This window comes from Klebsiella sp. K-Nf6 (assembly GCF_002806655.1).
Lineage (GTDB): Bacteria > Pseudomonadota > Gammaproteobacteria > Enterobacterales > Enterobacteriaceae > Klebsiella > Klebsiella variicola.
In genome coordinates this window covers 109,602-129,057 of sequence record NZ_PIBN01000005.1, presented here as the reverse complement: position 1 = coordinate 129,057, position 19,456 = coordinate 109,602, and the positions used below count along the sequence as shown (strand labels likewise).

Sequence of the window (19,456 nt, the reverse complement as noted above, 5' to 3'; positions counted from 1 at the left end):
GTACCCTGCGCAGCGGTTTTTCTTGCTCTTTTTCAGGTGGTTTCTCTCGAAATGAATGCATTACTCCAACAATGGGACATGGCGGTGATTATGCTGCAGATTGTCGCCATCGATTTACTGCTGGGCGGCGATAACGCCGTGGTGATAGCCATGGCCTGCCGCAAACTGCCGCCACAAAAACGTACCAAAGCGATCATCATCGGTACCGTGGGGGCGATCCTGGCGCGCGTGCTATTGCTGGCGATCGCCCTGTATCTTCTGTCGCTACCGTGGCTGAAAATAGTCGGCGCGTTGCTCCTGCTGTGGATTGGCATGAAGCTGGTGAGTAATGAGGAGGAAGAGAGCGAGGTCGGCAGCTCCGCGAGCCTGTGGCGCACCGCGATCACCATCACCGTCGCCGATGTGATCATGTCGCTGGATAACGTGCTGGCGGTCGCTGCGGCGGGGAAAGGGCACATTGCGCTGGTCGCCCTCGGCGTGGCGATCAGCATTCCGATTATCGTCGCTGGCAGCAAACTGGTCCTGGTCCTGCTCACCCGCTTTCCCGCCGTGGTGCTGTTGGGCGGAATGCTCATCGGCTGGATTGCCGGGTCGATGCTGGTCAGCGATCCCACCATTCAGCAGCTGTTTCCCGACGTCGGAGACGGCACCGCACGCGTGGCCGGCGCCGTCGGCGCGCTGCTGGTGCTGTTTGAAGGATGGCGCCGTCGCCCACGCCCGCAGGCGAAAGACTAGCCTCGCCCATGACGCCGTTGACCCCGACGGCGTCAAGTTTCCGCCACTTTTCTTCCCCTTCAGGGCGCATTTGCCCTACGCTTTATACTGACGCCTGTTCCAGGGAATATGTAACCACCGCACTGAGCATAGATGAGATAAAATCATGGAATTGAAGGATTATTATGCCATTCTCGGGGTGCAACCAACCGACGATCTGAAAACCATCAAGACCGCCTACCGCCGCCTGGCACGCAAATACCACCCCGACGTCAGTAAAGAAAGCGATGCCGAAGCCAAATTCAAGGATCTCGCCGAAGCCTGGGAAGTCTTGAAAGATGAGCAGCGACGCGCCGAATACGATCAGCTCTGGCAGCATCGCAACGATCCCGGCTTCGGTCGCCAGCAGCAGACACACGAGCAGAGCTACAGCCAGCAAGATTTCGACGACATCTTCTCCTCCATGTTTGGCCAGCAGGCGCATCAGCGTCGCCGTCAGCATGCCGCACGCGGCCACGATCTGGAGATCGAAGTGGCGGTGTTCCTTGAAGAGACGCTGGCCGAGCAGACCCGCACCATCAGCTATAACCTGCCGGTGTACAACGTGTTTGGCATGATCGAAAGTGAAACGCCGAAAACGCTGAATGTGAAGATCCCCGCCGGGGTAGTCGATGGTCAGCGTATCCGCCTGAAAGGCCAGGGGACGCCGGGCGAAAACGGCGGCCCGAACGGCGATCTGTGGCTGGTTATCCACATCGCCCCGCATCCGCTGTTCGACATCGTGGGCCATAACCTGGAGATCGTCCTGCCGCTGTCGCCATGGGAGGCCGCGCTGGGCGCGAAAGTGACGGTGCCCACCCTGAAAGAGAGCATCCTGCTAACGGTGCCGCCGGGCAGTCAGGCAGGACAGCGCCTGCGCATCAAGGGTAAAGGGCTGGTGAGCAAAACCCACACTGGCGATTTGTTCGCCGTCATCAAAATTGTCATGCCGCCAAAACCAGATGAAAAAGCGCGTGAGCTCTGGCAACAATTGGCCGCCGCCGAAGCCAGCTTCGATCCGCGTAAGACATGGGGGAAAGCCTGATGGCTACAGTAACAGTGACGTTTACCATTACCGAATTGTGCCTGCGTACCGGGGTATCGGAAGAGGAGCTGGCGGAGATCGTCGGCTTAGGGATGATTGAACCGCACCAGCCGCAGGCGGAAACCTGGCTGTTCGACGACAGCGCGGTGACGATTGTCCATCGCGCGGTGCGCCTGCGTAATGAGCTGGAGCTGGACTGGCCGGGGATTGCAGTGGCGCTGACGCTGCTGGATGAGAACGCGCGGCTGACCCGCGAAAATCGCCTGCTGCAGCAGCGCCTGGCCCGCTTCCTCGCCCACGGATAGGGGCGACATCCCGGGTGGCAGCGTTCCGTCTTCGTGCCGGGTGGCAGCTACGCCTTATCCGGCCTACAAACGGCACTGGGCCCACCATTGCACTGGATCCGTAGGCTCGCGCAAGCGTAGCGCCGCCGGGCATGGCCACAGCCAAGGAGCCGCCTGTATGCCGGGTGGCGGCTACGCCTTACCCGGCCTACAAACTGCACTGGGCCCACCATTGCACTGGATCCGTAGGCTCGCGCAAGCGTAGCGCCGCCGGGCATGGCCACAGCCAGGGAGCCGCCTGTATGCCGGGTGGCGGCTACGCCTTACCCGGGCTACCGGACGGTGCAAACAGTAGCCCGGCTAAGCGCAGCGCAAGCCGGGGAATTTCCCGGATAGCGCAAACCGGGAACAGCGCTTAATCCGGTAACGAACCGGCGAGATTACGCGCGGAGACGCTCTCGCTCACCGGGGCTGGCGGCTCCGGCGCTTTAACCGGCGCGGCCGCTGGCGCGGACGCCGGGGCGGAAGAGGCCGGCTGGATTTCAAGGAACGAAGCCAGCATCTTACGCAGCGTTTCCGGTTTAGTATCTTCCGCCAGCAGCGCCGCCAGCATCGACGGCAGGCGGCTATCGACTTCCCCTAACGCCAGCCCCGCCAGCAGCGCCGTACGCGACATATCGCCGCGGTCGCCGCGGTGATGGGCCTCAATTTTCGCGTCCGCAAAGCGCTCGCTGGCGCTGATATCCGGGCGCAGGTATATCAGAACCTTTCTGCGATCCAGAGTCATAGACGCTCCTTAGCCAATAATTTTCAGACCACGCACCAGGGCGAACTGCGGCTCTTCAGCCACCACGAAACGATCTTCGCGCAGGCCCATACGTTCACGAATCGCATCGGCCACCAGCGGCGCGCCGCCGCCAATCACGATGGCGTGCGAATAGCCTTTAAAGCTATCGATGGCTGTCAGGACGCGGGTGGTCAGGCGCTCAATACTGTTCGCGATGACCTTTTTCACCTCAGAAACCGCATCCGGATCGTTGATGTTGTCGGTCAGGTATTCTTCGTCGTGGCGGTTGATAATTATCTGGTCGACGTTATAGCTAGAAGTGTCGGTATTCGCCCGGGCCAGCGCCAGCTTAACGGCATCGGTCACCAGCGATACACCCAGCTTCGGATCGCCGTAAATGCGCGAAACCGAGGTCATCTGCCCGGCGACCATTGAAATATCCAGCGTGGTGCCGCCGAGGTCGATAATCAGCACCGAATGCGACGGTTTCAGTTCATCGCACAGGCTGATCCCCGCCGGAATGGATTCCGGACGCACGGTGACTTTGGTGATATTGAACACCACGCCTTTATTCAGTTTAACGTCGCGCAGCAGGCTCTTTTTCTTACGCTCAATGTTGTCGAGGCGATATTGCGCATCTTCGTCATAAAATTCGGTCAGCGGTAGGGTGACCACAATTTCAACATCCTGCGGCTCCAGACCACTGGTCAGCAGCGCGTGATGGACGGCGATGGAATTCAACGGGCTATATTGCCAGTCAATGTTATTGGTCGGCAGCGCATCGGGGGTGATCAGGTCGAAAGAGTACTTTTCATCATCCACGGTGTAGTTAAATGGCTTCCCGGAACCGAAGGTGGCAGACCAGCCTCGCTTGAAACTGTTGGGGCTGATATGGGTGAAAGTTTCGCCATCTTGCTCCCACAGCATTTTGATATTGGTTGAACCATCATCGATAAAAATGCGCATCGCATTGCTCCATCACTGAGACAAATAAGAGAAAAATGTAAGACCCAAAAAGAGTAGCAAGAGTTAAAAAGCAGCGCAAGAGCACGAAAAAGAGACAATTCCGAGTTTTATTTGAGAACATCGGGAGAAAAAGACAATTCCATGAACCCAGAAAGAGAAATTATTGAGACAAAATAGAGAACTATAATTTCCTCTCTCTGTCTGTTTCAGACGCTGTTTTTTGTACAAAAAGAGAGCATCCCTCCCCTCTTTCGCCAGCGGTTTTCGCACGCTTTTTACACCTGGTTGGGTACTACAATCGGCCGTTCCGGCTCGACGACATTTTCCGGTACCCGGCGATATTTATCCAGCAGGTGAATCTGAATACGACGCAGCATATCGCCATTCAGTTTGTAATAACGAAAATAGAGAAACAGCGTCAGAGCAAAAAAGAGCGTCGGCAGCGCAATCATAATCGCCTGCATCCCCAGTTTCGTCTGTGCAGATTGAACAACATTCGGCACGTAGCCGATGATACTCAGCACCACAGCAATAAACCAGGCCGCAAACGCCGAGCCCGCTTTCACCACCAGCGTCTGTACCGAGTAGGCGATGCTTTCGCAGCGGATATTCATCGTATATTCGCCGTAGTCGACGGTATCGGCCACCATAATGACCTGCAGCACCCAGAACAGCGCGGTGCCGATATTCAACAGCACCCCGGCCAGCGAAATCAGCGCGATGTTGTAAACGCCGCTCAGCGCCATCAGCAACAGCACGCCGCAGCCCAGCACCGGCATGATCGATGCCCCCGCCCACAGAATGCGCCGCGACAGCCCTTTTACCAGCCGTGGGAACAGGATCAGCGTCAGCAAATTCGCCGCCCCCGCGTAGGACATGTAATACGGAAACATCTCCGCGCTGCCAATGACGTAGGTAAAGTAGTAAATCGCAAAGCCAGCGATAATATTCGCCGCCGTGTTATAGGCCAGCGCCATGCCTAACAGACAGGCCAGCTGATCGTTTTTATAGATAAGCGCCACCATCTGGCGCAGTGAAAGATGGCTGGAATCCTCGCTCACGCCGCTGTCGGAGGAGTAAACCTCATGGACGTTGCGCAGGGTGACGAGGGTGGAAACCACAAAGAAGGCGATCAGCACCAGAGTGAACATCTGGAAACCAAAACCGCGGTCGGCGCCGCCGACAGCGCTGACAAACGGCAGCGTGACGCCGGCCGTAACAAACCCGGCAAGACTGGCGAAAAAGCGCGGGTAAGGCACCAGTTGTTCGCGTTCGCGTTTATCGAGGGTAATGGTCGGCACCAGCGACCAGAACGGCACATCCATGATGGTGTAGGTGAAGCCCCACAGTAGATAGGTCAGCCATACCCACGCCAGTAGCGCCCCGCCGCTGAAGTGATGGGCGCTGAACAGCATATACAGCACCGCCGAGTTGGTTATCGTGCCGATCAGGATCCACGGTTTGAACTTCCCCCATCGCGATCGCGTGCAGTTGACGATCCATCCCATGACTGGATCGGCTATCGCATCGAGGATCCGCGCCACCAGGAATAAGGTGCCGACCACCCCAACCGATAACCCGACAATATCGGTGTAGTAATACATCAGGTACATGTAGACGATACCGATAGCGAAATCTTTACCAAAGGCACCAAATCCGTAGCTGAGCTTTGTTGTCATTGAAATACTCATAGGGTACAGGTCGCTGTCGCCAGCGCCTCCTTCAGTGTTTGATAGAGCATGGCAGGCGCCGCCGGGCCAGATCCCCCGGCGGCATGAGAGGATTAACGGTGCAGCCAGGCCGGCAGCCAGTCGCCGTGGCTGGCGATCAGATCGTCCACCAGCGCGTAGATCTCTTCGATCCCCAGCACCGCGGCGGTGTGCGGATCCATCATCGTGGCGTAATAAACATAGTCGCGATTTTCCGTCAGAATGGCCTCCGTTAGCAGCGTCTGCACGTTGATGTTGGTCTGCATCAGCGCCGCCAGATGCGCCGGCAGCGCGCCCACTTTCGTCGGTTGAATACCGTTGGCGTCCACCAGGCAAGCCACTTCCACACAGCAGCCCTGCGGCAGGTTGTCGATGAGATTATCGTTGCGCACATTGCCGTACACCACGCTTGGCTCGCCGGTCCAGATGGCGTTCATGATGGTGCTGGCATACTCGCGCGATGGTTTAACGTCGATGCGCTCACCGCGCTTATAGCTCTCCAGCTCTTTATGCCAGTTGGCCAGTTGCTCGACGCAACGTTTAGGGTATTCATCCAGCGGCACTTTATAGCGGGCGATAAGATCATCGCGGCCCGGCTTGATAAACCATGGCGTATATTCCGCGAAATGCTCCGACGATTCGGTGACAAAGTAGCCCAGCTTTTTGAACATCTCATAGCGGACGATGTTTTCGCAGCGCGGGTTGCCGTGCAGGTTCGGCTTCGGCGCCCGGCCCTCGGCGTAGGCCTGCAGCAGGTCGGGATAGAGACTGACGTAGCTGCCGTCAGCGAGCTTTTTCTCCAGCGACAGATAGAACGCCATATGGTTAATTCCCGCGCAGCGGTAGCGTAAATCCGCCGGATCGAGATCGAGATCGCGCGCCAGCTCTTCCGCTGTCCCCTGTACCGAATGGCACAGGCCAACCTGCTTGATATGCGGGTAGCGGGCGTACATGGCCCAGGTGTTCATCGCCATCGGGTTGACGTAGTTAAGCAGGGTGGCGTCCGGGCAGACCTCTGTCATATCGTCGCAGATAGCCCACAGGTGGGGAATGGTCCGCAGCGCGCGCATAATGCCCCCCGGCCCCAGCGTATCGGCGATGGTTTGCTCCAGGCCGTGGCGCTTGCAGACTTCAAAATCGGTGACGGTACAGGGCTCATAGCCGCCAATCTGGAAAGCGACGACGACAAAATCGGCGCCTTGCAGGGCGGTTTTACGATCGCGATGGCAGCTGATTTCGCCGTTCGCGCCCACCGAATCCATCAGCTTGCGCACCACGATATGCGACTCTTCCAGCCGGGTTTCATCGATATCCATCAGCGCGATATGCGCCGACTTCAGCGCCGGGCGCTGGAAAACATCACCGAGAATATTTTTGACGAACACCGTCGAACCGGCGCCGATAAAAGTAATTTTTGGGGCAGACATTGCACTCTCTCCATCAGATCATTGAACGCTTTCAGAGTGGCACGCCGCTCCCCGCTGCGCTGCCCTGTTCGCGCCGGAGCATTCCCGGAAACTCAGATCGGCCATTAAGCGCCACAAAATCTGAGCTTTTGGGAATAGATCGACTTAAAAGGAGAGAAAACGGGCCAGTTATTCGGCTAAGCTGTCGTCAGTTTTGGTGAAAAATGCAGCCACTCTGACAATCCAGGAACACGTTAATGATGGAACACCGCTTTACTTCCCTGCCCCCCGATCCCTTCATGTGCAGCAGCGACGAAAAGCAGAGCCGCAGTCCGCTGGCGCTCTACTCCGAGTATCAGCGTATGGATATCGAACTGCGCCCGCCGCACGCCATGCCCACCAGCCACTGGCACGGCCAGGTGGAGGTCAACGTGCCATTCGACGGCGATGTAGAGTATTTGATTAATAACGAAGTGGTGCGTATTGAAAAAGGCTATATCACCCTGTTTTGGGCCTGTACGCCGCATCAGCTGACCCGCCCTGGCGATTGCCAGCAGATGGCGATATTCAACCTGCCGATGCATCTGTTTCTCTCATGGCCGCTGGACCGCGAACTGATCAACCACGTCACCCATGGGATGGTGATTAAGTCCCTCGCCGCGCAGCAGTTAAGCGCCTTTGAAGTGCGCCGCTGGCAGCAGGAGCTGAACCACGACAATGAACAGATTCGCCAGCTGGCGATCGATGAAATCGCCCTGATGCTCAAGCGGCTGAGCCTCTCCGGCTGGCAGCCGATTCTGGTCAACAAAACCTCGCGCACCCACAAGAACAGCGTCTCGCGCCACGCCCAGTTTTATGTCAGCCAGATGCTGGAGTTTATCGCCGCCCACTACGACCAGGCGCTGACCGTCGACGCCGTCGCCGAGCACGTTAAGCTCAACCCGAACTACGCGATGGGGGTCTTTCAGCGGGTGATGCAGCAGACCATGAAGCAGTACATTACCGCTATGCGTATCAATCACGTGCGGGCGCTGCTGAGCGATACCGACAAGACCATCCTGGATATTGCCCTCACCGCCGGTTTCCGTTCCAGCAGCCGCTTCTACAGCACCTTTACCCGCTACGTGGGCATGCCGCCGCAGCAGTACCGTAAACTTAGCCAGCAGCGACGTCACGGGCTGGCCTTGCCGGAGGTATAAAAAATGCCGCCGGGGTCTCCCCAGGCGGCATGATTAACAGTGAAAACGGTTAGTCGTTGATACGCGGATGCTGCTGCACCAGACGCGACCGTTTTGCCTGCAGATCGGCGATCTCCTGATCGATATCTTCGATTTTTTGTTCGATGTTATCGTAGTGCTCGCCAAGGATTTCTTTCGCTTCCTGGATATCCGACGCTGCCGGGGTCGCCCCTTTCAGCGGGCGGTTAGCCGTCTCTTTCATCGACAGACCCGTCGCCATCCCCACCACCGCGATGACCATCAGGTAGTACGCCGGCATCATCAGGTTCTGAGTGGTTTCCACCAGCCACGCCGCCAGGGTTGGCGTCAGACCAGCAACCAGCACCGAGATGTTAAAGGCGCTGGCCAGGGCGCTGAAGCGGATGTGCGTCGGGAACATCGCCGGCAACGAGGAGGCCATCACCCCGATAAAGCAGTTCAGCACGACCGCCAGCAGCAGCAGACCAGCGAAAATCAGGCCAATCACGTTGCTGTTAATCATAATGAAGGCCGGGATCGCCAGGGCAAACAGCGCCACGCTACCAATCAGGATGAACGGACGACGGCCAAAGCGGTCGCTGAGCATACCGATAACCGGCTGCACAAACAGCATCCCGACCATGATGGCGATGATGATCAGCACCCCATGATCTTCCGAGTAGTGCAGGTTATGCGACAGGTAGCTCGGCATATAGGTCAGCAGCATGTAATAGGTCACGTTGGTGGAAATCACCAGACCAATACAGGTCAGCAGGCTACGCCAGTGCTTGGTGGCAATCTCTTTAAAAGAGACCTTCGGCCCGTCCTGCAGTCCTTCACGGTCGCCCTGCTCCATGGTGTCCACATGCTGCTGGAACGCCGGGGTCTCTTCCAGCGCATGGCGCAGATAGAGACCGATGATGCCTAACGGCAGCGCCAGGAAGAACGGGATACGCCAACCCCAGTCGAGAAAGTTCTGTTCCCCCACCACGCTGGAGATGAGAACCACCACGCCGGCCCCCATCACAAACCCGGCGATGGAGCCAAAGTCCAGCCAGCTGCCCATAAAGCCGCGTTTACGGTCAGGAGAATATTCCGCGACGAAGATCGATGCCCCGGTATATTCACCGCCGACCGAGAAGCCTTGCGCCATTTTACACAGCAGCAGCAGGATCGGCGCCCAGATGCCTATCGTGGCATACGACGGAATCAGGCCGATACAGAAAGTACTTATCGACATGATCACGATGGTTATTGCGAGGATTTTCTGCCGACCATATTTATCGCCCAGCATCCCGAAAAACAGGCCGCCTAACGGACGAATTAAAAATGGAACGGAGAAGGTACCGAGTGCGGCAATCATCTGCACGCTTGGGTTGGCATCGGGGAAGAAGACTTTACCTAAGGCGTAGGCCACAAAGCCATAGACGCCGAAATCGAACCACTCCATCGCGTTACCCAGGGAGGCCGCGGTGATCGCCTTTTTCAGTTTACCATCATCGATGATGGTCACATCCTTAAGGGTGATGGGCTTTATTTTTTTCCTTTTAAGCATATTTTTCCTCTGCTACTCCGCCTTGAGTACACGCATCATCGCCGAATGGCAATGCCATTCGCATCGTGCGTCAGGAGCGGTGAATTGCTGTGCTCCTCATTTCAAGCGTAGCAGGTTTGCCTGCACTGTCTGCTGACAGAATGTACAACCGAACCTGTTGACGCCTGCTCTGGCTACTGGTGAATAAATAGAGCGGCCGATCGTGATACCTGATGAAATTGACCTGCTCCCCTTTTTTACCCTAACAGCGTTTATATCTGCGATCAACTTCACATAAATTTACCGCCCTATTACAGAGTGTCCGAAAATAAATAAGTTCATTTTACTGGCTGCTCGCAAAAATTATTTCCTCACTCCCCCTTATCCTCTGGCGGATAATTTTGGCGGTTATTCTGCTTTCACCCGAATAGTGTGATGGGTAATTTTTACTAAAAAAACACCCGACAAAAGTGGGTGATTGCGCTATAATCAGCCACACTTTCGGCTATCAGCCGCTGTTTAGAGGACCAACGTCCTGTTTTCCGACGACATCACGAGGAACGTCATGCAACTGCCACACTGCCCAAAATGCGATTCGACTTACACTTATGAAGATAACGGCATGTACATCTGCCCGGAATGTGCCCATGAGTGGAACCCTGCCGAGGCGACAGAAGAGAGCGACGTTCTGATCGTTAAAGATGCCAATGGCAATTTACTGGCCGATGGCGATAGCGTTACCGTAGTGAAAGATCTGAAGGTAAAAGGCAGCTCTTCGATGCTGAAAATCGGCACCAAAGTGAAGAATATCCGTCTGGTCGAAGGCGATCACAATATTGACTGCAAAATTGACGGTTTTGGTCCGATGAAGCTCAAGTCGGAATTCGTCAAAAAGAACTGATTTATTTCCGGGAGGGCGGCGTCATTATTTTCCTGCACCACCGTCGCCGCTCCCGATATCATCGTGACCCACCCGCTCCCTGTGCAACCTGTTATTTTCCGCCTCAGTCCCCGCTATTTTCACTGACCATTTCGCCGCTATGCCGCTACACATTTTCGCGCTGCCGTCTGGCTCAACAGCGTCCCCGGCGACTACGCTTTACGGGTTACGGCCACTGAGGTATTCACCATGTCCTTAAGTCCCTACCTTGCCTTTGCGGGCAACTGCGCCGAGGCAATCGCCTTCTATCAGCAGACGCTGGGTGCAGAGTTAACGTTTAAAATGACCTTTGGCGAAATGCCGCCCCCGGCGCAAGAAGCGTCAGACGGCTGCCCGTCTGGCCAGAAGATGGCAGATGATGCCATCGCCCACGCCAGCCTGCGCATCAACAACGGCGAGCTGATGCTGAGCGACAGCGCCTTCGGGCCCGATGTGCATTACGCCGGCTTCACCCTCGTCCTCGATCCCAGCGATGTCGCTGAAGGCCAGCGCTGGTTCGACGCGCTGGCCGTCGGCGGGCGCATTGAGATGGCCTGGCAGGAAACGTTCTGGGCCCACGGCTTCGGCAAAGTCGTCGACCGCTTTGGCGTCCCCTGGATGATCAACGTGGTCAAACAAGGCTGACCCCGCCAGGGCGGCTCGGCCGCCCTGTCATCCGTCTGGCACCAACTCTTCATCCTTTGGTCATCATCACTTAACCGAAATGCAACATAAACCGGTCAGGATCGGCCCACAACGCGAGGGACCTCCTCGCCTATGCTGTGTGAGGCTTGATGACTATGCACCTGTCCAGACATCCGACCAGTTACCCCACTCGCTATCAGGAAATTGCCGCCCGACTTGAGCAGGAGCTGCGCCACCACTATCGCTGCGGCGACTATCTGCCCGCCGAGCAGCAGCTGGCGACGCGCTTTGATGTCAATCGCCATACTCTGCGCCGGGCCATTGACCAGTTGGTTGAACGTGGCTGGGTCCAGCGCCGTCAGGGCGTGGGCGTGCTGGTGCTGATGCGACCCATCGATTACCCGCTCAATGCCCAGGCGCGTTTCAGTCAGAACCTGCTGGAACAGGGCAGCGATCCCACCAGCGAAAAGCTGCTGTCGGTGCTGCGACCCGCCAGCGCGCATGTTGCCGAGGCCTTTGGCATCAATGAGGGCGATAACGTCATCCACCTGCGCACCCTGCGCCGGGTCAATGGCGTCGCCCTGTGCCTGATCGACCACTACTTCGCCGACCTGCGCTTCTGGCCGGTATTGCAAACCTTCAGCCACGGCTCGCTGCACGACCTGTTGCGCGATCGGCTCGCCGTCGAACTGACCCGGGCGCGCACCAAAATCAGCGCCCGCCGCGCGCAGGCAAAAGAGAGCAAGCTGCTGGAGATCCCCAACATGGCGCCGCTGCTCTGCGTGCGCACCCTTAACAGCCGCCAGGGCGAGCAGACCCCCATCGAATACTCCGTCAGCCTGACCCGCGCCGACATGATTGAATTTACCATGGAGCACTGAATGCACTTCGATACCGCCACCCGCCAGCGCTGGATGTCCATCCTGGCCCACAGTGAACCGCAAGATCTTCTGGCGCGCATGCAGTCCCTGCAGCTGGCGCCGGCGTATGAATTGATTCGCACCCCGGAAACCGGGCTGGTACAGCTCCAGGCCCGCATGGGTGGTATCGGCGACCGTTTCTTTGCCGGCGACGCCACGCTTACCCGCGCGGCGGTACGTCTGGCCGACGGGACGCTCGGTTACAGCTGGATCTTAGGCCGTGACCGCCCGCACGCCGAACGCTGCGCGGCCATCGACGCCCTGCTGCAGTCGCCTCGCCATTTTCACAATTTAATGGAAACCCTGATAACCCCGCTGGAAGCGCTACGCAGCGCGCGTATTGAAGCCCGACGCGCCGAAGTCAACGCCAGCCGGGTCGACTTCTTTACCCTGGTTCGCGGAGATAACGCATGACCTTACAACCCGCTTTTACCCTGGCTGTGCAGGATGCCCAACACAGTTTTCGTCGCCTGCTGAAAGCGATGAGCGAGCCGGGGGTGATTGTCTCCCTGCAGCAGCTTCAGCACGGCTGGCAGCCATTGAACGTGGCCTCCACCAGCCTGCTGTTGACCCTTGCCGATCATGAAACGCCGGTCTGGCTCGCCAGCGCTCTGCATAACGATCTGGTGGGACAGAATCTGCGCTTTCATACCGGCGCGCCGCTGGTGGACCAGCCGCAGCAGGCGGTTTTTGCCGTCGCCAATGACGGCATCAGCGCCGAGCAGCTCAACGTCCTTTCCGCTGGCACCGTCACTGCTCCGGAAACCGGCGTCACGCTGATTGTTCAGCTCGCCAGCCTCAGCGGCGGACGCATGCTGCGCCTGACCGGGGCAGGCATTGCCGAAGAGCGAATGATTGCGCCGCAGCTGCCGGACTGCATCATCGACGAATTAACCGAACGCCCGCACCCGTTCCCGCTGGGCATCGATCTGATCCTCACCTGCGGCGAGCGCCTGCTGGCGATCCCGCGCACCACCCACGTGGAGGTTTGCTAAATGTATGTAGCCGTCAAGGGCGGCGAGAAGGCGATCCTCGCCGCTCACGCCTTACAGGAACAGAAACGGCGGGGCGATGGACGGCTTCCCGAACTGAGCGTTGATCAGATAGGCGGCCAGCTCAACCTGGCGGTGGACCGGGTGATGACCGAGGGCGGCATCGCCGACCGCGAACTGGCGGCACTGGCGCTCAAGCAGGCCAGCGGTGATAACGTCGAAGCGATCTTCCTGCTGCGCGCCTACCGCACCACCCTGCCGCGGCTGGCGGTCAGCGAACCGATTAACACTGCGGAGATGCGCCTCGAACGCCGCATCTCCGCAGTGTACAAAGACATTCCCGGCGGCCAGCTGCTGGGCCCCACCTACGACTACACCCATCGCCTGCTCGATTTTACCCTGCTGGCCAACGGCGAAGCGCCGTCTGTGCAGCAAGCCGATGGCGAAGCAGAGCCGACGCCGCACGTCTTCCACCTGCTGGCGCAGCAGCGGCTGGCAAAAGCGGAGCAGGACCACGGCACGCCGCCCGACGATATTACCCGCACCCCACCGGTCTACCCCTGTTCGCGTTCCTCGCGTCTGCAGCAGCTGATGCGCGGCGATGAAGGCTACCTGCTGGCGCTGGCCTACTCGACCCAGCGCGGCTATGGCCGCAACCATCCGTTTGCCGGCGAGATCCGCAGCGGTTACGTGCAGGTGGAAATCGTGCCGGAAGAGCTGGGCTTTAGCGTCAATATTGGCGAGCTGCTGCTGACCGAGTGTGAGATGGTCAACGGCTTCGTCGCCCCACAGGATGAGCCGCCGCACTTCACCCGCGGCTACGGTCTGACCTTCGGCATGAGCGAGCGCAAAGCAATGGCGATGGCCCTCGTCGACCGCGCCCTGCAGGCGCCGGACTACGATGAAGAGATTGCTGGCCCGGCTCAGGATGAAGAGTTTGTGCTGGCCCATGCCGATAACGTCGAAGCGGCCGGCTTCGTCTCGCATCTGAAACTACCGCACTATGTCGATTTCCAGGCCGAACTGGCGCTGTTGAAACGCCTGCAACGGGAGAACGAACGTGGCTAACCCACTGACTGGCTATAACTTTGCTTATCTCGACGAGCAAACCAAGCGCATGATCCGCCGGGCGATCCTCAAAGCGGTAGCGATTCCCGGCTACCAGGTGCCGTTCGGCGGTCGCGAAATGCCAATGCCCTACGGCTGGGGCACCGGCGGCATCCAGCTGACCGCCAGCGTCATCGGCGAGAACGACGTGCTGAAGGTGATTGACCAGGGCGCGGATGACACCACCAACGCGGTGTCGATTCGTCAGTTCTTTAAGCGCGTCACCGGTGTCGCCACCACCGAGCGTACCGAAGACGCCACCCTGATCCAGACCCGCCACCGGATCCCGGAGACGCCGCTGGTGGAGGATCAGATCCTGATCTATCAAGTGCCGATCCCGGAGCCGCTGCGCTTTATCGAGCCGCGCGAAACCGAAACCCGCACCATGCACGCGCTGGAAGAGTACGGCGTCATGCAGGTGAAACTGTATGAAGATATCGCCCGCTTCGGCCATATCGCCACCACCTACGCCTACCCGGTGAAGGTCAATGGCCGCTACGTGATGGACCCTTCGCCAATCCCGAAATTCGATAACCCGAAAATGCACATGATGCCGGCGCTGCAGCTGTTCGGCGCCGGGCGCGAAAAGCGGATCTACGCGGTGCCGCCCTATACCCCGGTGGAAAGTCTCGATTTCGACGACCATCCATTTACCGTGCAGGAGTGGGATGAGCCCTGCGCCATCTGCGGCTCGCGCCACAGCTACCTCGACGAAGTGGTACTGGATGACAGCGGCCAGCGGATGTTTGTCTGCTCCGATACCGACTATTGCCGCCAGCAGAGCGAGGGGCAGAAAAAATGAGCCAGCCATTACTTGCTGTGAATAACCTGACCCATCTCTACGCCCCGGACAAAGGTTTTCGCGATGTCTCCTTCGAACTGTGGCCGGGAGAAGTGCTCGGCATCGTCGGGGAATCCGGCTCCGGTAAAACCACCCTGCTGAAGGCGATCTCTGCCCGCCTGACGCCCCAGCAGGGCGAGGTGCTGTACCAGCAGCGCTCGCTGTATGCCATGAGCGAAGCCGAACGCCGCCGCCTGCTACGTACCGAATGGGGCGTGGTGCATCAGCACCCGATGGACGGCCTGCGTCGCCAGGTCTCCGCCGGGGGCAACATCGGCGAACGGCTGATGGCCACTGGTGCCCGCCACTACGGCAACATTCGCGCCACCGCCGAAAAGTGGTTACAGGAGGTGGAGATCCCGCCTTCGCGCATTGACGACCTGCCCACCACCTTTTCCGGCGGCATGCAGCAGCGTCTGCAAATCGCCCGCAATCTGGTGACGCAGCCGAAGCTGGTGTTTATGGATGAACCTACCGGCGGGCTGGATGTGTCCGTGCAGGCGCGCCTGCTCGATCTGCTGCGCGGCCTGGTCGTGGAGCTGAATCTGGCGGTGGTGATTGTTACCCACGATCTCGGCGTCGCCCGCCTGCTGGCTAACCGTCTGCTGGTGATGAAGCAGGGCCAGGTAGTCGAGAGTGGCTTAACCGACCGGGTGCTCGACGATCCGCACCACCCTTACACCCAGCTGCTGGTGTCGTCGGTGTTGCAGAATTGATGCTGTTTTGCCGGGTGGCGGCTGCGCCTTACCCGGCCTACAGGTGCGTTATTCGTAGGCCGGGTAAGCGAAGCGCCACCCGGCAACCCAACCCCGCGAGGGCTAACATGATCCGCGTTGAAAACATCCATAAAACCTTTGTTCTGCACCAGCAGCACGGCGTGCGCCTGCCGGTGCTGGCCGACGCCTCGCTGACCGTTAACGCCGGGGAGTGCGTGGTACTCCACGGTCACTCCGGCAGCGGCAAATCGACGTTGCTGCGTTCGCTATATGCCAATTATCTGCCGGACAGCGGCCATATCCACATCCGCCACGGCGAGGAATGGGTGGATCTGGTCACCGCCACCCCACGCAAGGTACTGGAAGTGCGCAAAACCACCATCGGCTGGGTCAGCCAGTTTCTGCGGGTGATCCCGCGCATTTCAGCCCTGGAGGTGGTGATGCAGCCGCTGCTCGACCTCGGGACGCCGCGTGAAGCGAGCGCCGCGAAAGCCGCACAGCTCCTGACCCGCCTCAACGTTCCGGAACGCCTGTGGCACCTTGCGCCGTCGACCTTTTCAGGCGGCGAGCAGCAGCGGGTCAACATCGCCCGCGGCTTTGCGGTCGACTATCCGATTCTGCTCCTTGATGAACCCACCGCCTCACTGGATGCCAAAAACAGTGCTGCCGTGGTCAACCTGATCCACGATGCCAAAGCGCGCGGCGCGGCCATCGTGGGGATTTTCCATGACGAAGGAGTGCGCCATCAGGTCGCCGACCGACTGCACTCCATGGGAATGACAGCATGATTATCAATAACGTAAAACTGGTTCTCGACCACGACGTGGTCCACGGCTCACTGGAAGTCCAGCACGGTCGCATCCTCGCCTTTGCCGAAAGCCAGAGCCGGCTGCCACAGGCGCTGGATGGAGAAGGCGGCTGGCTGCTGCCGGGCCTTATCGAGCTGCATACCGATAATCTCGACAAGTTCTTTACGCCGCGGCCGAAAGTGGACTGGCCAGCCCACTCGGCGATGAGCAGCCATGACGCCATGATGGTCGCCAGCGGCATTACCACCGTACTGGACGCCGTGGCGATTGGCGACGTGCGCGATGGCGGCGATCGTCTTGAGAATCTGGAGAAGATGGTCAATGCGGTGGAAGAGACGCAAAAGCGCGGCCTCAACCGCGCCGAGCACCGCCTGCACCTGCGCTGCGAGCTGCCGCATCACACCACGCTACCGCTGTTCGAAAAGCTGATTGATCGCGAGTCAGTGAGCATGGTCTCTCTGATGGACCACTCGCCAGGCCAGCGTCAGTACGCCGATCGCAGCAAGTACCGCGATTATTATCAGGGCAAATATCATCTGACGCATGACGAGATGGACCGTTTTGAAGCCGAGCAGATGGCGCTGGCCGCCACCTGGTCGCAGCCGAATCGCCAGACCATCGCCGCCATGTGCCGCTCACGCCATATCGCCCTTGCCAGCCACGACGACGCCACCGAGGAGCACGTGGCCGAATCCCATCAGCTGGGGAGCGTGATCGCCGAGTTTCCCACTACGCTGGCCGCCGCCCGGGCCTCCCGCCAGCACGGCCTCCACGTCCTGATGGGGGCGCCCAATATCGTGCGCGGCGGTTCGCACTCCGGCAACATCGCGGCGCACCAGCTGGCGAGCAGTGGTTTGCTGGATATTCTCTCGTCTGACTACTATCCGGCCAGCCTGCTCGATGCGGCGTTCCGCATCGCCGACGCCGAGGATAACGCCTTCACCCTGGCACAGGCGATCCGTCTGGTCAGCAAGCATCCGGCGCAGGCGCTGGGCCTCGACGATCGCGGCGTCATCGCCGAGGGGAAACGCGCCGACCTGGTGCTGGCGCACCGTCGCGGCGATCATGTGCACATCGACCATGTCTGGCGCCAGGGAACGAGGGTCTTTTAATGCCGGGAAAACTGATTTGGCTGGTGGGCCCCTCCGGCTCCGGTAAAGACAGCCTGCTGGCGGCACTGCGCGAACGCGAGCACCCGCAGCTGCTGGTGGCCCATCGTTACATTACCCGTCCGTTTAACGCGGGCAGCGAGAATCATATCGCCCTCAGCGAACATGAATTTTTTACCCGCGCCGAGCAGCATCTTTTTGCTCTCAGCTGGCACGCCAACAATACTTACTATGGCATTGGCGTGGAGATCGACCTGTGGCTGCACGCCGGCTTCGACGTGGTGGCCAACGGCTCCCGCGCCCATCTGGCGCTGGCGCGGGAACGCTACGGTGAGGTATTGGTGCCGATCTGTCTCGCCGTCTCGCCGCCGGTGCTGCGCCAGCGGCTGGAGCAGCGCGGCCGGGAAAATGCAGTAGAAATCGCCCAGCGTCTGGATCGCGCCGCGCGCTATAAGCCAGACAATTGCCTGACGTTGAATAATGACGGGAGTCTCAGACAATCGGTTGACGATTTCTTCCGCCTGCTGCGCAGCCACGTGGCACGCGTAGAGAATCAACCGGTATGAGTGAAAGGTGACACGATGAGCCTGACAATCCGCTTAACCGGCACCGGCGGCGCCCAGCTGGTACCCGTCTTCGGTTGCGACTGCGCGGCCTGCCGCCGCGCCCGCCGCGAGGAAAATCACCGCCGCCGCCCCTGTAGCGGAGTGGTGACGTTCAACAACGCCGTGACGTTGCTGGATGCCGGGCGGCCGGAACTGATGGAACATCATCCCGCTGGTAGTTTTCAGCAGGTGCTGCTGACCCACTATCATCTGGATCATGTGCAGGGGCTGTTTCCGCTGCGCTGGGGAGTCGGCGCGCCGATCCCGGTCTATGGCCCGCCGGACGACGCCGGCTGCGACGATCTGCTCAAGCACCCCGGCCTGCTCGATTTTAGCCATACTGTCACACCATTTGTGGTGTTTGACCTGCAGGGGCTGCGGGTGACGCCCCTGCCGCTCAACCACTCGAAGCTCACCTTCGGTTATCTGCTGGAGTCGGCCCACAGCCGGGTGGCCTGGCTCTCGGATACCGCCGGACTGCCGGACAAGACGCTGAAGTTTTTACTCAACAACCGCCCGCAGGCGATGATCATCGATTGCAGTCATGAGCCGCGCGCGCAGACCCCGCGTAACCACAACGATCTAAACACCGTCCGCCACCTTAACCAGGTGATCGGCTGTCCGCGAGTGATCCTCACCCATATCAGCCACCAGTTAGATGTCTGGATGATGGATAACCCGCTGCCGACAGGTTTCGAAGCGGGATATGACGGGATGGAAATCGTGCTGGATTAAGCGCGGGTCTGCCGCAGGGCGATCAGTAGCTATCATCCAGACGACGCTGGTCGCTTTCTAACTGGCGACGATCCTGATCGAGCTGGCGCTGGCGTTCATCAAGCTGGCGGCGGCGATCGTCCAGTTGCCGTTGTCGATCGTCATACTGACGCTGGCTGTCGCGGCTCTGCTGACGGCTCCCCTGATAGCTACCGTCATCGTAGCGCCCGTCGTCGTCACTGGAACGGCTGCTGCCCGGGTTATAGGCGTCGTTAATGGCTTGCTGAATATTGCCGATCGCGTCATCGATAATATCGGCGCGAGCGGCCAGGCTGGTCAGCGACAGGGTGCAAAAGAGCAGTGCGGTTGCGTAACGTTTCATCGGGGCCAATCTCGTCA

22 protein-coding genes and 1 pseudogene are annotated in these 19,456 nt (G+C 59.2%); 16 read left to right on the top strand and 7 right to left on the bottom strand.

The window, feature by feature from the left end; all coding sequences use genetic code 11:
- Positions 1–51: 51 nt before the first annotated feature.
- The 3 genes from CWM61_RS10710 to cbpM all read left to right on the top strand — a co-directional run bounded on the left by CWM61_RS10710 (position 52) and on the right by cbpM (position 2,103).
- Positions 52–735 (top strand): TerC family protein, encoded by a 684-nt coding sequence (locus CWM61_RS10710; RefSeq protein ID WP_074387309.1) that lies wholly within the window; start codon positions 52–54, stop codon positions 733–735.
- Positions 736–880: 145 nt separating this feature from the next.
- A complete protein-coding gene (gene cbpA / locus CWM61_RS10705; protein ID WP_074387310.1) occupies positions 881–1,798 on the top strand; it encodes a curved DNA-binding protein in 918 nt (305 codons plus the stop codon).
- A complete protein-coding gene (gene cbpM / locus CWM61_RS10700; protein WP_074387311.1) occupies positions 1,798–2,103 on the top strand; it encodes a chaperone modulator CbpM in 306 nt (101 codons plus the stop codon). The genes cbpA and cbpM overlap by 1 nt, the downstream gene beginning before the upstream one ends.
- Before the next feature lie 394 nt (positions 2,104–2,497).
- Here the strand turns inward: cbpM and CWM61_RS10695 are convergent, their stop codons facing one another.
- The 5 genes and pseudogenes from CWM61_RS10695 to CWM61_RS10675 all read right to left on the bottom strand — a co-directional run bounded on the left by CWM61_RS10695 (position 2,498) and on the right by CWM61_RS10675 (position 6,971).
- A complete protein-coding gene (locus tag CWM61_RS10695; protein WP_048331451.1) occupies positions 2,498–2,869 on the bottom strand; it encodes a plasmid partitioning/stability family protein in 372 nt (123 codons plus the stop codon).
- A 9-nt stretch (positions 2,870–2,878) separates the two neighbouring features.
- A complete protein-coding gene (parM, locus tag CWM61_RS10690; protein ID WP_074387312.1) occupies positions 2,879–3,835 on the bottom strand; it encodes a plasmid segregation protein ParM domain-containing protein in 957 nt (318 codons plus the stop codon).
- 150 nt (positions 3,836–3,985) lie between these two features.
- A pseudogene (locus CWM61_RS29155) lies at positions 3,986–4,105 on the bottom strand (hypothetical protein); the annotation flags it as partial.
- A gap of 5 nt (positions 4,106–4,110) precedes the next feature.
- Positions 4,111–5,526, bottom strand: coding sequence for a melibiose:sodium transporter MelB (melB, locus tag CWM61_RS10680; protein ID WP_100631221.1), 1,416 nt, complete (start codon positions 5,524–5,526; stop codon positions 4,111–4,113).
- 92 nt (positions 5,527–5,618) lie between these two features.
- The gene (locus tag CWM61_RS10675) at positions 5,619–6,971 is read right to left on the bottom strand and encodes an alpha-glucosidase/alpha-galactosidase (RefSeq protein WP_074387314.1); all 1,353 of its coding nucleotides are present in this window, start codon (positions 6,969–6,971) and stop codon (positions 5,619–5,621) included.
- Between the two features lie 239 nt (positions 6,972–7,210).
- Here CWM61_RS10675 and melR point away from each other — a divergent pair, with 239 nt between their 5' ends.
- A complete protein-coding gene (gene melR / locus CWM61_RS10665) occupies positions 7,211–8,149 on the top strand; it encodes a transcriptional regulator MelR (protein WP_165785266.1) in 939 nt (312 codons plus the stop codon).
- Positions 8,150–8,198: 49 nt separating this feature from the next.
- Here the strand turns inward: melR and proP are convergent, their stop codons facing one another.
- Entirely contained in the window at positions 8,199–9,701 is a 1,503-nt protein-coding gene (proP, locus tag CWM61_RS10660; RefSeq protein ID WP_008807240.1) for a glycine betaine/L-proline transporter ProP, read from the bottom strand.
- A gap of 544 nt (positions 9,702–10,245) precedes the next feature.
- Here proP and CWM61_RS10650 point away from each other — a divergent pair.
- The 12 genes from CWM61_RS10650 to phnP all read left to right on the top strand — a co-directional run bounded on the left by CWM61_RS10650 (position 10,246) and on the right by phnP (position 19,078).
- Positions 10,246–10,581: a zinc ribbon domain-containing protein YjdM gene (locus tag CWM61_RS10650; RefSeq protein ID WP_008807241.1), complete on the top strand. Its 336-nt coding sequence runs from the start codon at positions 10,246–10,248 to the stop codon at positions 10,579–10,581.
- 228 nt (positions 10,582–10,809) lie between these two features.
- Positions 10,810–11,244, top strand: a complete 435-nt coding sequence (yjdN, locus tag CWM61_RS10645; RefSeq protein ID WP_074387316.1) for a VOC family metalloprotein YjdN — start codon at positions 10,810–10,812, stop codon at positions 11,242–11,244.
- Between the two features lie 155 nt (positions 11,245–11,399).
- On the top strand, positions 11,400–12,125 hold the full coding sequence (phnF, locus tag CWM61_RS10640; protein ID WP_074387317.1) for a phosphonate metabolism transcriptional regulator PhnF: 726 nt from the start codon (positions 11,400–11,402) through the stop codon (positions 12,123–12,125).
- The gene (gene phnG, locus CWM61_RS10635) at positions 12,126–12,578 is read left to right on the top strand and encodes a phosphonate C-P lyase system protein PhnG (RefSeq protein ID WP_074387318.1); all 453 of its coding nucleotides are present in this window, start codon (positions 12,126–12,128) and stop codon (positions 12,576–12,578) included.
- Complete coding sequence (phnH, locus tag CWM61_RS10630) at positions 12,575–13,159, top strand: phosphonate C-P lyase system protein PhnH (RefSeq protein ID WP_008807244.1); 585 nt, start codon at positions 12,575–12,577, stop codon at positions 13,157–13,159. Before phnG ends, phnH begins: the two co-directional genes overlap by 4 nt.
- The gene (locus CWM61_RS10625; protein WP_100631220.1) at positions 13,160–14,224 is read left to right on the top strand and encodes a carbon-phosphorus lyase complex subunit PhnI; all 1,065 of its coding nucleotides are present in this window, start codon (positions 13,160–13,162) and stop codon (positions 14,222–14,224) included.
- Positions 14,217–15,065, top strand: coding sequence for an alpha-D-ribose 1-methylphosphonate 5-phosphate C-P-lyase PhnJ (locus tag CWM61_RS10620; protein ID WP_002885202.1), 849 nt, complete (start codon positions 14,217–14,219; stop codon positions 15,063–15,065). The genes CWM61_RS10625 and CWM61_RS10620 overlap by 8 nt, the downstream gene beginning before the upstream one ends.
- Positions 15,062–15,820 (top strand): phosphonate C-P lyase system protein PhnK, encoded by a 759-nt coding sequence (gene phnK, locus CWM61_RS10615; protein WP_100631219.1) that lies wholly within the window; start codon positions 15,062–15,064, stop codon positions 15,818–15,820. Before CWM61_RS10620 ends, phnK begins: the two co-directional genes overlap by 4 nt.
- Before the next feature lie 107 nt (positions 15,821–15,927).
- Entirely contained in the window at positions 15,928–16,608 is a 681-nt protein-coding gene (phnL, locus tag CWM61_RS10610) for a phosphonate C-P lyase system protein PhnL (RefSeq protein WP_074387320.1), read from the top strand.
- Positions 16,605–17,741, top strand: a complete 1,137-nt coding sequence (gene phnM / locus CWM61_RS10605) for an alpha-D-ribose 1-methylphosphonate 5-triphosphate diphosphatase (protein WP_074387321.1) — start codon at positions 16,605–16,607, stop codon at positions 17,739–17,741. The genes phnL and phnM overlap by 4 nt, the downstream gene beginning before the upstream one ends.
- Positions 17,741–18,304: a ribose 1,5-bisphosphokinase gene (phnN, locus tag CWM61_RS10600; RefSeq protein ID WP_100631218.1), complete on the top strand. Its 564-nt coding sequence runs from the start codon at positions 17,741–17,743 to the stop codon at positions 18,302–18,304. Before phnM ends, phnN begins: the two co-directional genes overlap by 1 nt.
- 15 nt (positions 18,305–18,319) lie before the next feature.
- Entirely contained in the window at positions 18,320–19,078 is a 759-nt protein-coding gene (gene phnP, locus CWM61_RS10595) for a phosphonate metabolism protein PhnP (protein WP_100631217.1), read from the top strand.
- 22 nt (positions 19,079–19,100) lie between these two features.
- Here phnP and yjdP read toward each other — a convergent pair whose 3' ends face one another.
- Complete coding sequence (gene yjdP, locus CWM61_RS10590) at positions 19,101–19,439, bottom strand: DDRRRQL repeat protein YjdP (RefSeq protein WP_061156083.1); 339 nt, start codon at positions 19,437–19,439, stop codon at positions 19,101–19,103.
- Between the last annotated feature and the right edge of the window lie 17 nt (positions 19,440–19,456).